The sequence below is a fragment of the Mycetohabitans endofungorum genome, assembly GCF_037477895.1.
GTDB lineage: Bacteria > Pseudomonadota > Gammaproteobacteria > Burkholderiales > Burkholderiaceae > Mycetohabitans.
In genome coordinates, this window is the sequence record NZ_CP132744.1 from 1,607,115 (window position 1) to 1,620,754 (window position 13,640).

The 13,640-nt window shown below is 63.1% G+C and carries 12 protein-coding genes; 10 read left to right on the forward strand and 2 right to left on the reverse strand.

What is annotated here, in order from left to right:
- Window positions 1–27: 27 nt before the first annotated feature.
- Window positions 28–1,359 (reverse strand): homoserine dehydrogenase, encoded by a 1,332-nt coding sequence (locus RA167_RS06900; RefSeq protein WP_076787176.1) that lies wholly within the window; start codon window positions 1,357–1,359, stop codon window positions 28–30.
- A 53-nt stretch (window positions 1,360–1,412) separates the two neighbouring features.
- A complete protein-coding gene (locus RA167_RS06905; RefSeq protein ID WP_175972455.1) occupies window positions 1,413–2,639 on the reverse strand; it encodes a pyridoxal phosphate-dependent aminotransferase in 1,227 nt (408 codons plus the stop codon).
- A gap of 325 nt (window positions 2,640–2,964) precedes the next feature.
- Between RA167_RS06905 and RA167_RS06910 the strand changes: the two genes are divergently transcribed.
- The 10 genes from RA167_RS06910 (at window position 2,965) to RA167_RS06955 (ending at window position 13,446) form a co-directional block, all read left to right on the forward strand.
- Complete coding sequence (locus RA167_RS06910) at window positions 2,965–3,354, forward strand: Mth938-like domain-containing protein (RefSeq protein ID WP_076784990.1); 390 nt, start codon at window positions 2,965–2,967, stop codon at window positions 3,352–3,354.
- Between the two features lie 111 nt (window positions 3,355–3,465).
- Window positions 3,466–5,235, forward strand: a complete 1,770-nt coding sequence (locus RA167_RS06915; protein WP_083705951.1) for a glycosyltransferase family 39 protein — start codon at window positions 3,466–3,468, stop codon at window positions 5,233–5,235.
- A gap of 11 nt (window positions 5,236–5,246) precedes the next feature.
- Window positions 5,247–5,618, forward strand: coding sequence for an SMR family transporter (locus tag RA167_RS06920; protein WP_076784991.1), 372 nt, complete (start codon window positions 5,247–5,249; stop codon window positions 5,616–5,618).
- A 39-nt stretch (window positions 5,619–5,657) separates the two neighbouring features.
- Entirely contained in the window at window positions 5,658–6,806 is a 1,149-nt protein-coding gene (locus RA167_RS06925) for a DegT/DnrJ/EryC1/StrS family aminotransferase (protein ID WP_076784992.1), read from the forward strand.
- Window positions 6,803–7,858, forward strand: a complete 1,056-nt coding sequence (locus RA167_RS06930; RefSeq protein WP_076784993.1) for a glycosyltransferase — start codon at window positions 6,803–6,805, stop codon at window positions 7,856–7,858. The genes RA167_RS06925 and RA167_RS06930 overlap by 4 nt, the downstream gene beginning before the upstream one ends.
- Window positions 7,855–8,811 carry a formyltransferase gene (locus RA167_RS06935; protein ID WP_076784994.1) on the forward strand — a complete coding sequence of 319 codons (957 nt, stop codon included), beginning with the start codon at window positions 7,855–7,857 and terminating at the stop codon, window positions 8,809–8,811. Before RA167_RS06930 ends, RA167_RS06935 begins: the two co-directional genes overlap by 4 nt.
- Window positions 8,808–9,848: a bifunctional UDP-4-keto-pentose/UDP-xylose synthase gene (locus RA167_RS06940; RefSeq protein ID WP_076784995.1), complete on the forward strand. Its 1,041-nt coding sequence runs from the start codon at window positions 8,808–8,810 to the stop codon at window positions 9,846–9,848. The genes RA167_RS06935 and RA167_RS06940 overlap by 4 nt, the downstream gene beginning before the upstream one ends.
- Before the next feature lie 18 nt (window positions 9,849–9,866).
- Entirely contained in the window at window positions 9,867–10,763 is an 897-nt protein-coding gene (locus RA167_RS06945) for a polysaccharide deacetylase family protein (protein WP_076784996.1), read from the forward strand.
- Between the two features lie 76 nt (window positions 10,764–10,839).
- A complete protein-coding gene (locus tag RA167_RS06950; protein WP_076784997.1) occupies window positions 10,840–11,304 on the forward strand; it encodes a peroxiredoxin in 465 nt (154 codons plus the stop codon).
- A 261-nt stretch (window positions 11,305–11,565) separates the two neighbouring features.
- Complete coding sequence (locus RA167_RS06955; protein ID WP_076784998.1) at window positions 11,566–13,446, forward strand: PhoH family protein; 1,881 nt, start codon at window positions 11,566–11,568, stop codon at window positions 13,444–13,446.
- The last annotated feature ends 194 nt before the right edge of the window (window positions 13,447–13,640 follow it).

Here is a 13,640-nt window from a genome sequence, read left to right on the forward strand (position 1 = left end):
TACCGGCCGAAGCGATTAGCGTCGGCGTCAGTTCAACGCTTCCATGCGCAGCCGGGTCACGCCCGAGCGCACCGTGGACAACGCTTCGATACGAGAAATCGCCGTATTGATGTTCTTCTCCCGCGTCTCGTGCGTGATCAGGATGATATCGGTCTCGCCCGCCCGGTTTGCGTCGACGACCTCCGACTCCTTTTGCAGCAGCGCATCGATCGAGATGCCTAGGGCCGCGAGGATGCGCGTGATGTCAGCAAGCACGCCGGTCTGGTCCGCGACACGCAGCCGCAAGTAGTAGCTGCTGGTGACCTCGTCGATTGGCAGAATCGGCGTGGTCGCCAACCGGTCCGGTTGGAATGCCAGATGCGGCACGCGATTGTTGGGATCCGCCGTGTGCAGCCGCGTGACGTCGACCAGGTCGGCAACCACGGCCGACGCCGTCGGCTCGGCACCCGCCCCCTTGCCATAGTACAGTGTTGCGCCCACCGCATCGCCGTAGACCAGGACCGCGTTCATCGCGCCCTGCACGTTCGCGATCAGCCGCTTGGCCGGAATCAGCGTCGGATGCACGCGCAACTCGATGCCTTGCGTGGTGCGCCGCGCAATGCCGAGCAGCTTGATCCGGTAGCCAAGTTCCTCCGCGTAGCGAATATCCAGCGCGTCCAGCCGGGTAATGCCCTCGACATAGGCACGCTCGAACTGCACCGGCACGCCGAATGCGATCGCCGCCATGATCGTGGCCTTGTGTGCGGCGTCAATCCCCTCGATGTCGAATGTCGGGTCGGCCTCCGCGTAGCCGAGCCGCTGAGCGTCAGCCAGCGCGGTCGTGAAATCCAGGCCGCGCTCGCGCATCTCAGACAGGATGAAGTTAGTGGTGCCGTTGATGACGCCAGCGATATACTGGATACGGTTCGCCGTCAGACCCTCGCGCAACGCCTTGATGATCGGGATGCCGCCGGCTACCGCCGCTTCGAACGCGACCATCACGCCCTTGGCGCGCGCCGCCTCAAAGATTTCGGTTCCATGCACCGCGAGCAACGCCTTGTTGGCCGTCACCACATGCTTGCCGTTGTGGATCGCACGCAGCACGAGTTCGCGGGCGATGTCAGTGCCACCAATCATTTCCGCAATGATGTCCAGCGACGGATCGTCGACCACCGCGGCAAAGTCCGACGTCAGCGCCACCGTGCCGAGCGCATCGCCCAGCACCTGCTGCGCCTTGGCCGGATTGCGCACCGCGACGCGCGTGATTTCGATTCCGCGGCCGGCCCGACGGCTGATTTCTTCCTGGTTGCGGCGCAACACGTTGAACGTGCCACTGCCGACCGTGCCAAAGCCCAACAATCCTACTTTGATCGGTTCCATCATCCCGCGTGTGTCATGGTCATTAAAAGGGGGCGCAACGCGCGCGACGCGCTTCACGCGCCCGTACGCTTGCGGTAGCCGTCGAGAAACCGTGCGACACGACTCAGCGAATCGCTCAGGTCATCGACGCTGGGTAGGAATACGACCCGGAAATGGTCAGGAGCGGGCCAGTTGAATCCGGTGCCCTGCACCAGCAGCACCCGCTCTTGCTGCAACAGTTCCAGAATCAGTTGCTGGTCGTCGCGCACCGGATAGACAGCCGGATCCAGCCTGGGAAACATGTATAAGGCCGCCTTCGGCTTGACGACCGACACGCCTGGAATCGCGCTGAGCATATCGTAGGCAAGCTCGCGCTGCTTGTACAGGCGCCCGCCCGGCTGGATCAGCTCGTTGATGCTCTGGTAGCCGCCCAGCGCGGTCTGGATCGCATATTGGCCCGGCACGTTCGCGCACAGCCGCATCGATGCGAGGATGCCGAGCCCTTCCAGATAGTCGCTCGCATGCCGCTTGTCGCCGGACACCACCATCCAACCGGCCCGGTAGCCGCAAGACCGGTAGCTCTTGGACAAGCTGTTGAACGTGACGGTGAGCACGTCCTGCGAGAGCGCGCCGACCGACGTGTGCACACCGCCGTCGTAGACGATCTTGTCGTAGACCTCGTCGGAGAACACGATCAGCTGGTGCTGGCGTGCAAGCTCGAGCATCGCCTGCAAGAGATCGTCCGGGTACAGCGCGCCGGTCGGATTGTTCGGGTTAATGATCACCAGGGCGCGCGTATTCGGCGAGATCTTCGCACGCATATCGTCCAGATCCGGCAGCCAGCCGTTGTACTCGTCGCACCGGTAGTGAACCGGCGTGCCGCCCGACAGACTGACCGCCGCGGTCCACAACGGGTAGTCCGGCGCTGGCAACAGCACCTCGTCGCCATCATTGAGCAAGCCTTGCATCGCCATCACGATCAACTCGGACGCGCCATTGCCAATGAAAACGTCTTCGAGCTTGACGCCGGCGATACCCTTTTGCTGCGTGTAGTGCATGATGGATTTACGCGCTGCGAACACACCCTTCGAATCCGAATAGCCGGACGACTCCGGCAGGTTGCGGATCATGTCGGTGATAATCTCCTCAGGCGCGTCAAAGCCGAACGCAGCAAGATTGCCGATGTTCAGCTTAATGATCCGGTGCCCCTCTTCCTCGAGGCGCTTGGCCTCGTCGAGCACGGGCCCGCGTATGTCGTAACAGACGTTTGACAACTTATTCGATTTCAGGATGGGCTTCACGGCCAACGCTTCGGTAAGAGAGGAATCGGCGCTCACGCTAGAACTTGGCCATCGCCGGATGGCGGCCGGGGCGCCGGGCCGCACATCGCCCGCTGGCGCGGCGCCGCTCGCGCGATCTAGCGGGCTTAACGGACACAAAGGGTATAATTTAGCGGATTCTGGCGTAGTTCCGCAATGCATCAAAAGATCGCGGGTGACTCGCCCGTGGCGGCCGCACGTGCCGCGCGCGGAACTCGCCGGGCCTGCGCGAGTCGTTGCCATTGTCCCATAACTCGCACCAACCGTCTCGCCTGCCGCATACGGCGGGCGCACATGGAACGTTGCATTGAAATTACACCAGGATTCTGCCGACGCCCTGAATACCGTAACCGGTTATGGCGCTGACTATGTCGACGTCAATCTGCAACGCTACGAGCACAGCATTCTGGTCTTCCCGCAGGCGCCGGTCGCGCCGTGGCCAGTGTCCTCGTTCGATGCACTCACGCCCGAGCATTTTGACTCACTGGTTGAGTCCGCCGGCGAATCCGGTGTCGAGGTCGTGATTTTTGGGACCGGCGCACGGCTGCGCTTCGTGCACCCGCGGCTGACCGTGGCGCTGTCGCGCCGGCGCATCGGTATTGAGGCGATGGATTTCCAGGCCGCGTGCCGCACCTATAACATTCTGATGGCCGAGGGCCGCAAGGTCGCGCTCGTGCTGCTGATCGAAAAACCATGAGCGCGAGCCACCATGCGGCGGCCCATTAACCCGCACCACGGTCCATGACAAGCGGGCGTGCCCATGCGCGCGTCTACTACGACTCCACACTCTCTGAAAAACGGATAGCTGATGCAAGATTTGCTCGACCCGATGCGGCCGACGGCGCCATCGACCGTCCCGCCCAGCGCCTCCAGCAACACGCGCGCGTTGCCGCTGTCGCCAGCGGCCCTGCTGCCGCTCATGCTGCTGTTCGCGCTCGTATGGTTCCTGCAATTGAACTGGCGCCACCTGATCCCGAGCGACGAGGGACGCTACGCGGAAATGGCGCGCGAGATGCTCGTCACCGGCGACTGGATCACCCCGCGCTACAACGGGTATAAGTATTTCGAGAAGCCGCCGCTGCAAACCTGGTTCAACGCCATCACGTTCGCCTGGTTCGGCCTGGGCGAGTGGCAGGCGCGGCTCTATACGGCGCTATGCGGTTTTGCCGGCATCCTGCTGGTGGGCTACACCGGCGCGCGCGTGTTCAATCCGGCTGCCGGGCTGATGGCGGCACTGGTGCTGGCCGCGTCGCCATACTGGAATCTGATGGGCCACTTCAACGTGCTAGACACAGGCCTGGCGTTTTGGATGGCACTGACGCTGTGCTCGCTACTGCTGGCCCAACGCGCGCACCTGCCGGCCCGCGCACGACGTGGCTGGATGTGGCTGTGCTGGGCGTCAATGGCGCTGGCGGTCCTGTCCAAGGGCCTGGTTGGGTTGATCCTGCCGGGCGCGGCGCTGGTGGTCTACACCGTGGTGGCGCGTGACTGGGCGGTGTGGAAACGGCTCTACCTGATCAGCGGCGCGCTGGTCTTTGCCGGGATCGTGCTGCCATGGTTCGTGCTCGTGCAACGCAACAATCCAGAGTTCTTCCATTATTTTTTCATCGTCCAGCAGTTCGAGCGCTACCTGACACCCGCGCAAAACCGGCCCGGGCCATTCTATTATTTTGCTGGCGTGCTGCTTACGGGCTTCCTACCTTGGGTCTCGATCGCCGCACAGAGCGTGCGCCAGGGTTGGCGGATGCCGCGCCAGCAGAACGGCTTCGCGCCAGTCACACTGCTGCTGGTGTGGTCCGCGTTCATCTTCCTGTTCTTTAGCGCGTCGCATTCGAAGCTGATTTCGTACACGCTGCCCGTGGCGCCGGCGCTGGCCCTGGTGATCGGCCTGTACCTGCCGGGGATCACGCGCGCGCAATGGCAGCGGCACCTGCTCGGCTACGCAGCGCTCCTGGCCATAGCGGCTGTGGCGGCGTACTTCGCGCTGATCGGACAGGGCGACGCGAAGACGCCGAACGCGCTGTATCGCGAATTCATCGTCTGGGTTGAGATCGCCATCGGCGTCGGCCTCGTGCTGACGCTGCTTGCCAGCTGGCTCGTGCGGCGGCGCGCGCTGCCGCCCGGCGCCGCACCGCATGCCGCGCCAACGGCAACGAGCATCGTTGTGTTCGGCATCGGCTGGTTCCTGCTCGGCGCCATCGGCGGCAATGGCCACGAGGTGTTCGGACGACAAAGCAGCGGCGCCCTGCTCGCACCGGCGGTCCGGGCAGAGCTGGCGAAGCTGCCGGCCGACACGCCGTTCTACTCGGTGGACATGCTCGACCATACGCTGCCGTTCTATGTCCGCCACACGACCATCATGGTCCAGCACGCAGATGAGCTATGGTTCGGCGCAACGATCGAGCCAAGCAAGTGGATTCCGACGATTGACCAGTGGCGCGCCCGGTGGCATGAGCCCGGACCCGCACTGGCGTTGTTGCCGCCATCGCTGTACGGGCAACTGGCCGCCGCCGGCGTGCCGATGCAGGTGATTGCGCGCGACACGCGGCGCGTCGTCGTCGCCAAACCTCAACTGTAAGCCGAGCCTAGATGAATCCGATTTCCCTTGCGTGCATTCTTTCCGGCGTGCTGCTCAACACGTGCGCGCAGCTGTTGCTCAAGGCCGGGGTGAATGCGGTCGGTCATTTTGAATTCTCGGCGGCAAACATCGTGCCGATCAGCGTGCGACTAGTCACGCAGTGGCCGATCATTGGCGGGTTGGCATGCTATGTCGTCAGCGTCGTCGTCTGGATCCTCGGGCTGTCGCGCGTAGACGTGTCGATCGCCTACCCGATGTTGTCGCTCGGCTACGCGGTCAATGCGGTAGCGGCCTGGTACCTGTTCGGCGAGGTCATGTCGGTACAGCGCCTCGTCGGCATCGGTATCATTCTATTCGGCGTGGTCGTGCTGGCGCGCGGTTGAGCCCATCCAGCCTCCTGAGAGAACTAGATCATACATACCATGAGCGAAACCTCCTTGCCCTTTTTGCCGTTCGTGCGGCCGCACGTCGATGAGGAGACGATTGCCGGCGTCGTCGATGTGCTGCGCAGCGGCTGGATCACGACCGGCCCGCAAAACGCCCGTTTCGAAGCAGCGCTGTCCAAGTACTGCGGCCGGCCGGTGCGAACCTTCAATTCGGGCACCTGCACGATGGAAATCGCACTGCGCATCGCCGGCATCGGGACCGGCGACGAAGTGATCACCACGCCGCTGTCATGGGTGTCCACCAGCAACGTGATCTGCGAGGTGGGCGCGACCCCGATATTCGCCGACATCGACCCGATCACCCGAAACCTGGATCTGGACAAGCTCGAGGCCGCCATCACGCCGCGCACGCGCGCGATCATCCCAGTGTATTTGGCCGGGATGCCGATGGACCTGGAGCGGCTCCATGCGATCGCGCGCACGCACCGGTTGCGCGTGGTCGAGGACGCCGCACAGGCGCTCGGCTCAAGCTGGAACGGCCGGCGCGTCGGCACGTGCGGCGACTTCGTGTCATTCAGCTTCCATGCGAACAAGAACATCACATCGATCGAGGGCGGTGCGCTGGTGATGAACCACGATGACGAAGCACGGCTCGCCGAAAAGTATCGGCTGCAGGGCATCACGCGCACCGGCTTTGACGGAATGGAATGCGACGTGCTCGGCGGCAAGTACAATTTGACTGATGTCGCTGCGCGTGTCGGGTTGGGCTCGCTGGCCCGCCTGGACGAAATCACCGCGCAGCGCCGCGCGCTGGCGCGCGCGTATTTTGAGCATTTCGCCGGCGGCGCGGCCATGGCCGCCGGCGTGGAGTTGCCGCCCGCAGACTTCACGAACTCAAATTGGCACATGTTTCAGATCGTGCTGCCATTGGAGCGGCTTACGATCGAGCGCGCCGATTTCATGGCGCAGATGAAGGAGCGCGGTATCGGCACTGGCGTGCACTATCCGCCGATCCACCTATTTAAGCTATACCGGGAACGGGGCTTCGGCCCAGGCATGTTCCCACACGCAGAGCGCGTTGGGCGGGCGATCGTCACGCTGCCGCTGTTTCCGCAAATGACAATGGCTGACGTGTCGCGCGTCGTGCAAGCCGTCAACGAGATTATTCACCGTCATCAACAATGAATAAACCTGAACTGTCCGTCGTGATCCCCGTCTACAACGAGGAGGCGGGCCTGGCCGCACTGTTTGCGCGGCTCTATCCGGCGCTGGACGCGCTGGACTTGACCTACGAAGTGATTTTCATTAACGACGGCAGTCGTGATCGCTCGGCCGCGATGCTGGCCGAGCAGTACCACACGCGCCCAGACACCACCCGTGTCGTGCTGCTCAACGGTAATTACGGGCAACACATGGCGATCCTCGCCGGGTTCGAGCAGACGCGCGGCGACATCGTGATTACACTCGATGCGGACTTGCAGAATCCACCGGAGGAAATCGGCAAGCTGGTGGCCAAGATGCGCGAGGGCCACGACTACGTCGGCACGGTCCGGCTGCAGCGGCGCGACAGCCTGTTCCGCCGCAAGGCGTCGGCCGCGATGAACCGGTTGCGCGAGCGCATCACGCGGATCCGGATGGCCGACCAAGGTTGCATGCTGCGCGCGTACAGCCGCCGCATCATCGACACGATCAACCTGTGCGGCGAGATCAACACGTTCATCCCGGCGCTCGCCTACACGTTCGCGCAAAATCCGGTCGAGATCGAGGTATCGCACGAGGAGCGTTTCGCCGGCGAATCGAAGTATTCGCTGTACAGCTTGATTCGGTTGAACTTCGACTTGGTCACCGGCTTCTCGGTGGTGCCGCTGCAATGGCTGTCGTTCGTCGGCGTGATCCTGTCCAGCGGCTCCGCGGCGCTGTTCCTGCTGCTGCTGGTGCGGCGCTTCATCATTGGCGCGGAAGTTCAAGGCGTGTTCACGCTGTTCGCGATCACGTTCTTTCTGCTCGGCGTGATCATTTTCGCGCTCGGCCTGCTCGGTGAATACATCGGCCGGATCTACCAGCAAGTGCGCGCGCGGCCACGCTATTTGGTGCAGGCGGTGCTGCAGCAGCGCGACAGCGATGCACCAACGCATGACCGCGCGCCGGCTCCCCCGGTGCAGCACGTCGCGCGCGGCGAGCACGCAGATGGCACGGTGAAGTGCGACGCAGATGGTACGGTGGAGCGCGGCCAATGAACGCGCGCGCCGTCGTCTTCGCGTATCACAATGTCGGCGCACGCTGCCTGCGCGTGCTACTCGCGCGCGGCGTGGACGTCGCGCTCGTCGTCACACACCAAGACAATCCGCAAGAGCGCATTTGGTTCGAAAGCGTGGCGGCGGTCGCGGCCGACTACGGATTGCCGGTGATCACGCCCGCCGATTCGCACGCGCCGGAGTTGGTCGAGGCCGTACGCGCGGTGCAGCCAGATTTTCTGTTTTCGTTCTACTACCGGCACATGCTGCCAGCTGACCTGCTCACACTGGCGCCACGCGGCGCATTCAACCTGCACGGCTCGCTGCTACCGAAGTACCGTGGCCGCGTGCCAACCAACTGGGCCGTGCTCAACGGTGAAACCGAGACGGGCGCCACGCTGCACGAGATGACGGCCAAGCCGGACGCCGGGGCGATCGTCGCGCAGACGCCAGTGCCGATCCTGCCGGACGATACCGCGAGCCAGGTATTCGATAAGGTGACGGTGGCCGCCGAGCAGACGTTGTGGCGGGTGCTACCGGCCCTGCTGGCCGGCGACGCACCGCGGCTGCCGAACGATCTGGCCGCGGGCAGCTATTTTGGTGGGCGCAGGCCCGAGGATGGCCGCATTGACTGGAGCCTGCCCGCACAACAGGTCTACAACCTGGTGCGCGCGGTCGCACCGCCGTATCCGGGCGCATTCACCGACGTCAGCGGCGAGCGCTTTATCGTCGCTGCGGCCCGGCTTGCGCATCATAACGCGGCCAGCACCGCGACATTGCCGCCAGGCTTGCAGGTTTGCGATAATGCGCTATTTGGCGTGTGCGGCGATGGCCGCGCGCTGGCGATCCGCGAACTGCGCCATGTTGGCTGCAACGCCTCCGGTCCTACGCACGACGAGCGCGTCATCGACGCGGCAACGTTCCTGCGCCTTACTCAATCCTCATCGCATTCATGAAAAAAGTCCTGATCCTCGGCATCAACGGCTTCATCGGCCATCACCTGTCCAAGCGCATCCTCGAAACCACCGATTGGGAAGTCTATGGGATGGACATGCAGAAGGATCGTCTGGGCGGTCTGACGCAGCATCCGCGAATGCACTTCTTCGAAGGCGACATCACGATCAACAAGGAATGGGTCGAGTATCACATCCGCAAGTGTGACGTGATCCTGCCGTTGGTCGCGATCGCCACGCCAGCCACCTATGTAAAACAGCCGCTGCGCGTGTTCGAGCTTGATTTTGAGGCCAACATGCCGATTGTGCGCTCAGCGGTCAAATACGGCAAACATCTGGTCTTTCCGTCCACTTCCGAGGTGTACGGCATGTGCACCGATGGCGAGTTCGACCCGGAAGCCTCGCCGTTGATCTACGGCCCGATCAACAAGCCGCGCTGGATCTACGCATGCTCGAAGCAGTTGATGGACCGCGTGATTTGGGGCTACGGCATGGAGGGCCTGAATTTCACGCTGTTTCGCCCGTTCAACTGGATCGGCCCGGGACTGGACACGATCCACACGCCGAAGGAGGGATCATCGCGCGTGGTCACGCAGTTCCTCGGCCATATCGTGCGGGGCGAGAACATTAGCCTGGTCGACGGCGGCGCGCAAAAACGCGCGTTCACCGACATCGACGACGGCATCTCAGCGCTGGTGCGGATTATCGAGAATCCGGCCGGCATCGCGACCGGCAAAATCTATAATATCGGCAATCCACACAACAATTTCTCGGTGCGCGATCTGGCCGACAAAATGCTGGCGCTGGCGGCAGAGTACCCCGAATATGCGCAGTCTGCACAACAGGTGAAACTGGTAGAAACCTCGTCGAGCGCCTATTACGGCACCGGCTACCAGGACGTGCAAAACCGCGTGCCGAAGATCGACAATACGAAGCAGGATCTGGCTTGGGCGCCAACGCTGTCGATGGACGACGCGCTGCGCAAGATCTTCGAGGCATACCGCTCGCAGGTCGCCGAAGCCCGCGCGCTGGTCGACTGACGGCGCGGGTTGACGGCAATGGCCCGCATCGTACTGAAGATCGACGTCGACACGCTGCGCGGCACCCGTGAAGGCGTGCCGAACCTCGTGCGGATGCTCCGGCACGCCGGCGCTGGCGCGACGTTCCTGTTTAGCCTAGGCCCCGACCACACGGGTTGGGCATTGCGCCGGGTATTCCGGCCGGGGTTCCTGCGCAAGGTGTCGCGCACGTCGGTGCTCGAGCACTACGGCATTAAAACGCTCGCCTACGGCGTGTTACTGCCCGGCCCGGACATCGGCGCGCGCGCGGCGACGCAAATGCGCGCCACACGCGATGCCGGCTTCGAGGTGGGCATTCATACCTGGGACCACGTGTATTGGCAGGATAACGTGCGCACGCGTGAGCGCGCATGGACGATCGCGCAAATGGCGAAAAGCCACGCGCGCTTTGTTGAGGTATTTGGTGAGGTGCCGCGTACCCATGGCGCGGCAGGCTGGCAGATGAACGACCATGCATTTCATCAGCTCGACGCGTGGGGCATCCGGTATGCATCCGACGGGCGCGGCCACGGCCCGTACCGGCCGACGGTCAACGGCATGCCGCTTGCGCATGTGCAGCTGCCAACCACCCTGCCGACATTGGACGAAGTGCTCGGGCTGGACGGGTTAAGCGTGGACAACGTCGCCGATTATCTGTTGTCGCTGACGCGGCACGACGGCGTTGACCACGTCTTTACGCTACACGCGGAACTGGAAGGACAGAAGCTTGCCCCCGTGCTCGAACGCCTGCTGGCGGGCTGGCGCGCGCAGGGGCATACACTGGTGTCGATGGCCGACTATTACGCGACGCTGGACCTGGACTCGCTGCCATCGTACCCTGTCGCGTGGGGCGAGGTGCCGGGCCGCGCCGGCGAGTTGATCATTCAGCCCGATTGAAACAATGGCGCGGCGCGAGCGTCGGTCCGCATCGGTCCTGCTTCGCTGCCGCTGATCATAATAACAGGAGAAATCCGTGCCGAGCATTGCGATCGACCACACCGTTCCCGATTTCACCGCCTCAGCGACGGGTGGCGAATTTACGCTGTCCGCGCTTAGGGGCAACAAGGTCGTTCTCTATTTCTATCCGAAGGACAACACACCAGGCTGCACCACCGAAAGCCTGGCGTTCCGTGACGCGTACCCAGCCTTTAAGCAAGCGGGTGCCGAGATCGTCGGCATCTCGCGCGACAGCGTACGCTCGCATGAGAACTTCCAGCGCAAGCTCGAATTGCCTTTCGTGCTGGTGTCCGATGCCGACGAGACTGTGTGTCAGCTATTCGATGTCGTCAAAATGAAAAAGATGTACGGTAAGCCAGTACGCGGCATCGAGCGCTCGACTTTCCTGCTCGATGCGCAGCGTGTATTGCGCCGCGAGTGGCGCGGCGTGAAGGTGCCCAACCATGTCGATGAGGTGCTAGCCGCCGTGCAAGCGCTGTGACGCAGGGGATGCAGCGCGACATGTGCCCTTTGACGTGAGCGTTTGACGCAGGTTATAGTGGGCCGCAATGAAGGCTAACTCCCTACCTTACCGCCGTGCTCCCCGTCCAAGGGGGTACGGCTTTTTTCTTTGGAGTCACACCGACCTAGGCGAACCGGCACTCATTACATATGACTGACACTGGCGCACGCCACTCGGGGCGCCGCTGCGTCGGCGCCCCGAGTGGCGTGCATCGTTGAACTGATTCCGTCAGAGGAAACCATGCCTTTGCCTACCGCGCCGAGCAAACTCGGAAATCTGCTTTCACCCGACGAATACAAGGCCAAGGTGAAGACGGCCAAGGGCGCGCGCAAGCGCTCGCCCGCCACCGGGCACGACCATGACGACGCTTACGCAAGCCGGGATGACGGTGTCGCATTCGGCGCCGCCGTGCGCGAGCCACTGCCGGCCCTGACATCGCTCGAAGCGGACAATGCAGCATTGCGCGCAGCGTTGCCGGACGAGGAAGTGGTACGCGAGACGCCCACCACGCGCAAGCGTAAGTCGAAGCAGACTGCGGCGCTGCTTCGGCCGTCACGCCCCGTCCCCGACACGATCCCGGCCGAGGTGGCCCGCGACGCGGCCGCGCCGGCGCCCGTCGCGTTGCGCGAGACACCCGCACCGGAACGCGTCACACCACCCACGCTTTCCGCCGCGCCGGGCACATGCGGCACGCGGCGACGGGCCAGTACGCGCGCCGCCGACACGACACGCAAGCTTTTCGTCCTCGACACGAACGTGCTAATGCACGATCCGAGTTGCGTGTTCCGCTTCGAAGAACACGATGTCTACCTGCCGATGATCACGCTCGAGGAACTCGACAACCATAAGAAAGGGATGTCAGAGGTCGCGCGCAATGCCCGACAGGTCAGCCGCACGCTGGACGCGCTGGTGGCCGATGCCGGCGACGCGATGATCACCGGCATTGCGCTGTCGCGGCTGGGCAACCGGGAAGCGGCCGGGCGCCTGTTCTTCCAGACCGAACTCACTGATATTGAACCGGTGGTCGGGCTCCCGCAAGGCAAAGCGGATAACCAGATTCTGGGCGTTGTGCGGGCGCTGCAGGCGCAGATGTCGGAGCGGCAAGTCGTGCTGGTGTCCAAGGACATCAACATGCGCATTAAGGCGCATGCGCTCGGCTTGCCGGCCGAGGACTATTTCAATGACCAGGTCCTCGAAGACAAGGATCTGCTCTACTCGGGCGTGCGTGCGCTACCGCAGGATTTCTGGACGCGGCACGGCAAGGGCATGGAGAGCTGGCAGGACACCAAGACCGGCACCACGTACTACCGGGTCACCGGACCGCTGTGTGCGTCACTGCTGATCAACGAGTTCGTTTATCTCGAGCCCCATAACGGCGAGCCGGCATTCCATGCGGTGGTGCGAGAAATCAACGGCAAGACCGCGTTGCTGCAGACGCTGCGCGACTACGGGCACCACAAGAACAACGTATGGGGCATCACGGCGCGCAACCGCGAGCAGAACTTCGCGCTGAACCTGCTGATGAACCCGGAGGTCGATTTCGTCACGCTGCTCGGCCAGGCCGGTACCGGCAAAACGTTGATGGCATTGGCCGCGGGCCTAGCGCAGGTGCTCGATGAGAAGCGCTACAACGAGATCATCGTCACGCGCGCGACTGTGCCGGTAGGCGAGGACATCGGGTTTCTGCCCGGCACCGAGGAGGAAAAGATGCAGCCTTGGATGGGCGCGTTCGACGACAACCTCGAAGTGTTGCAAAAAACCGACGACACGGCCGGTGAATGGGGGCGCGCCGCCACACAGGAACTGATCCGTTCGCGGCTCAAGGTCAAGAGCATGAACTTCATGCGCGGACGCACCTTTGTCGATAAGTACGTGATCATCGATGAAGCGCAGAATCTGACGCCGAAACAAATGAAGACGTTGGTCACGCGGGCTGGCCCTGGCACGAAGATGATTTGCCTGGGCAACATCGCGCAAATCGACACGCCGTACTTGACAGAAGGCAGTTCGGGCCTGACCTACGTGGTCGATCGCTTCAAGGGGTGGACTCACGGCGGCCACGTCACGCTGGCGCGTGGCGAACGGTCACGCTTGGCAGACTACGCGTCGGACGTGCTGTAGTGTTGTAAAGAACGACGCGGCGATTCCGTCCGCCAACCGACGTCAACTTCCGGCGCCGGATCTAGTGATCCGGCGCTTTTTTAGGATGCTATGCCGGTCGTCGATACGAAACGCGTATCATCCAGGCGACGTGATTCCCCCACAAACTTAAAGTCCTTTCTTAAGTGTATTGGCCAGACCCGGTGCGGCGGCTA

Coding starts and splice junctions, on each gene's coding strand:
- RA167_RS06930 (WP_076784993.1), top strand. CDS start 6,803: ATGAATAAACCTGAACTGTCCGTCGTGATCCCCGTCTACAACGAGGAG.
- RA167_RS06955 (WP_076784998.1), top strand. CDS start 11,566: ATGCCTTTGCCTACCGCGCCGAGCAAACTCGGAAATCTGCTTTCACCC.
- RA167_RS06935 (WP_076784994.1), top strand. CDS start 7,855: ATGAACGCGCGCGCCGTCGTCTTCGCGTATCACAATGTCGGCGCACGC.
- RA167_RS06925 (WP_076784992.1), top strand. CDS start 5,658: ATGAGCGAAACCTCCTTGCCCTTTTTGCCGTTCGTGCGGCCGCACGTC.
- RA167_RS06940 (WP_076784995.1), top strand. CDS start 8,808: ATGAAAAAAGTCCTGATCCTCGGCATCAACGGCTTCATCGGCCATCAC.
- RA167_RS06915 (WP_083705951.1), top strand. CDS start 3,466: ATGCAAGATTTGCTCGACCCGATGCGGCCGACGGCGCCATCGACCGTC.
- RA167_RS06920 (WP_076784991.1), top strand. CDS start 5,247: ATGAATCCGATTTCCCTTGCGTGCATTCTTTCCGGCGTGCTGCTCAAC.
- RA167_RS06900 (WP_076787176.1), bottom strand. CDS start 1,359: ATGGAACCGATCAAAGTAGGATTGTTGGGCTTTGGCACGGTCGGCAGT.
- RA167_RS06945 (WP_076784996.1), top strand. CDS start 9,867: ATGGCCCGCATCGTACTGAAGATCGACGTCGACACGCTGCGCGGCACC.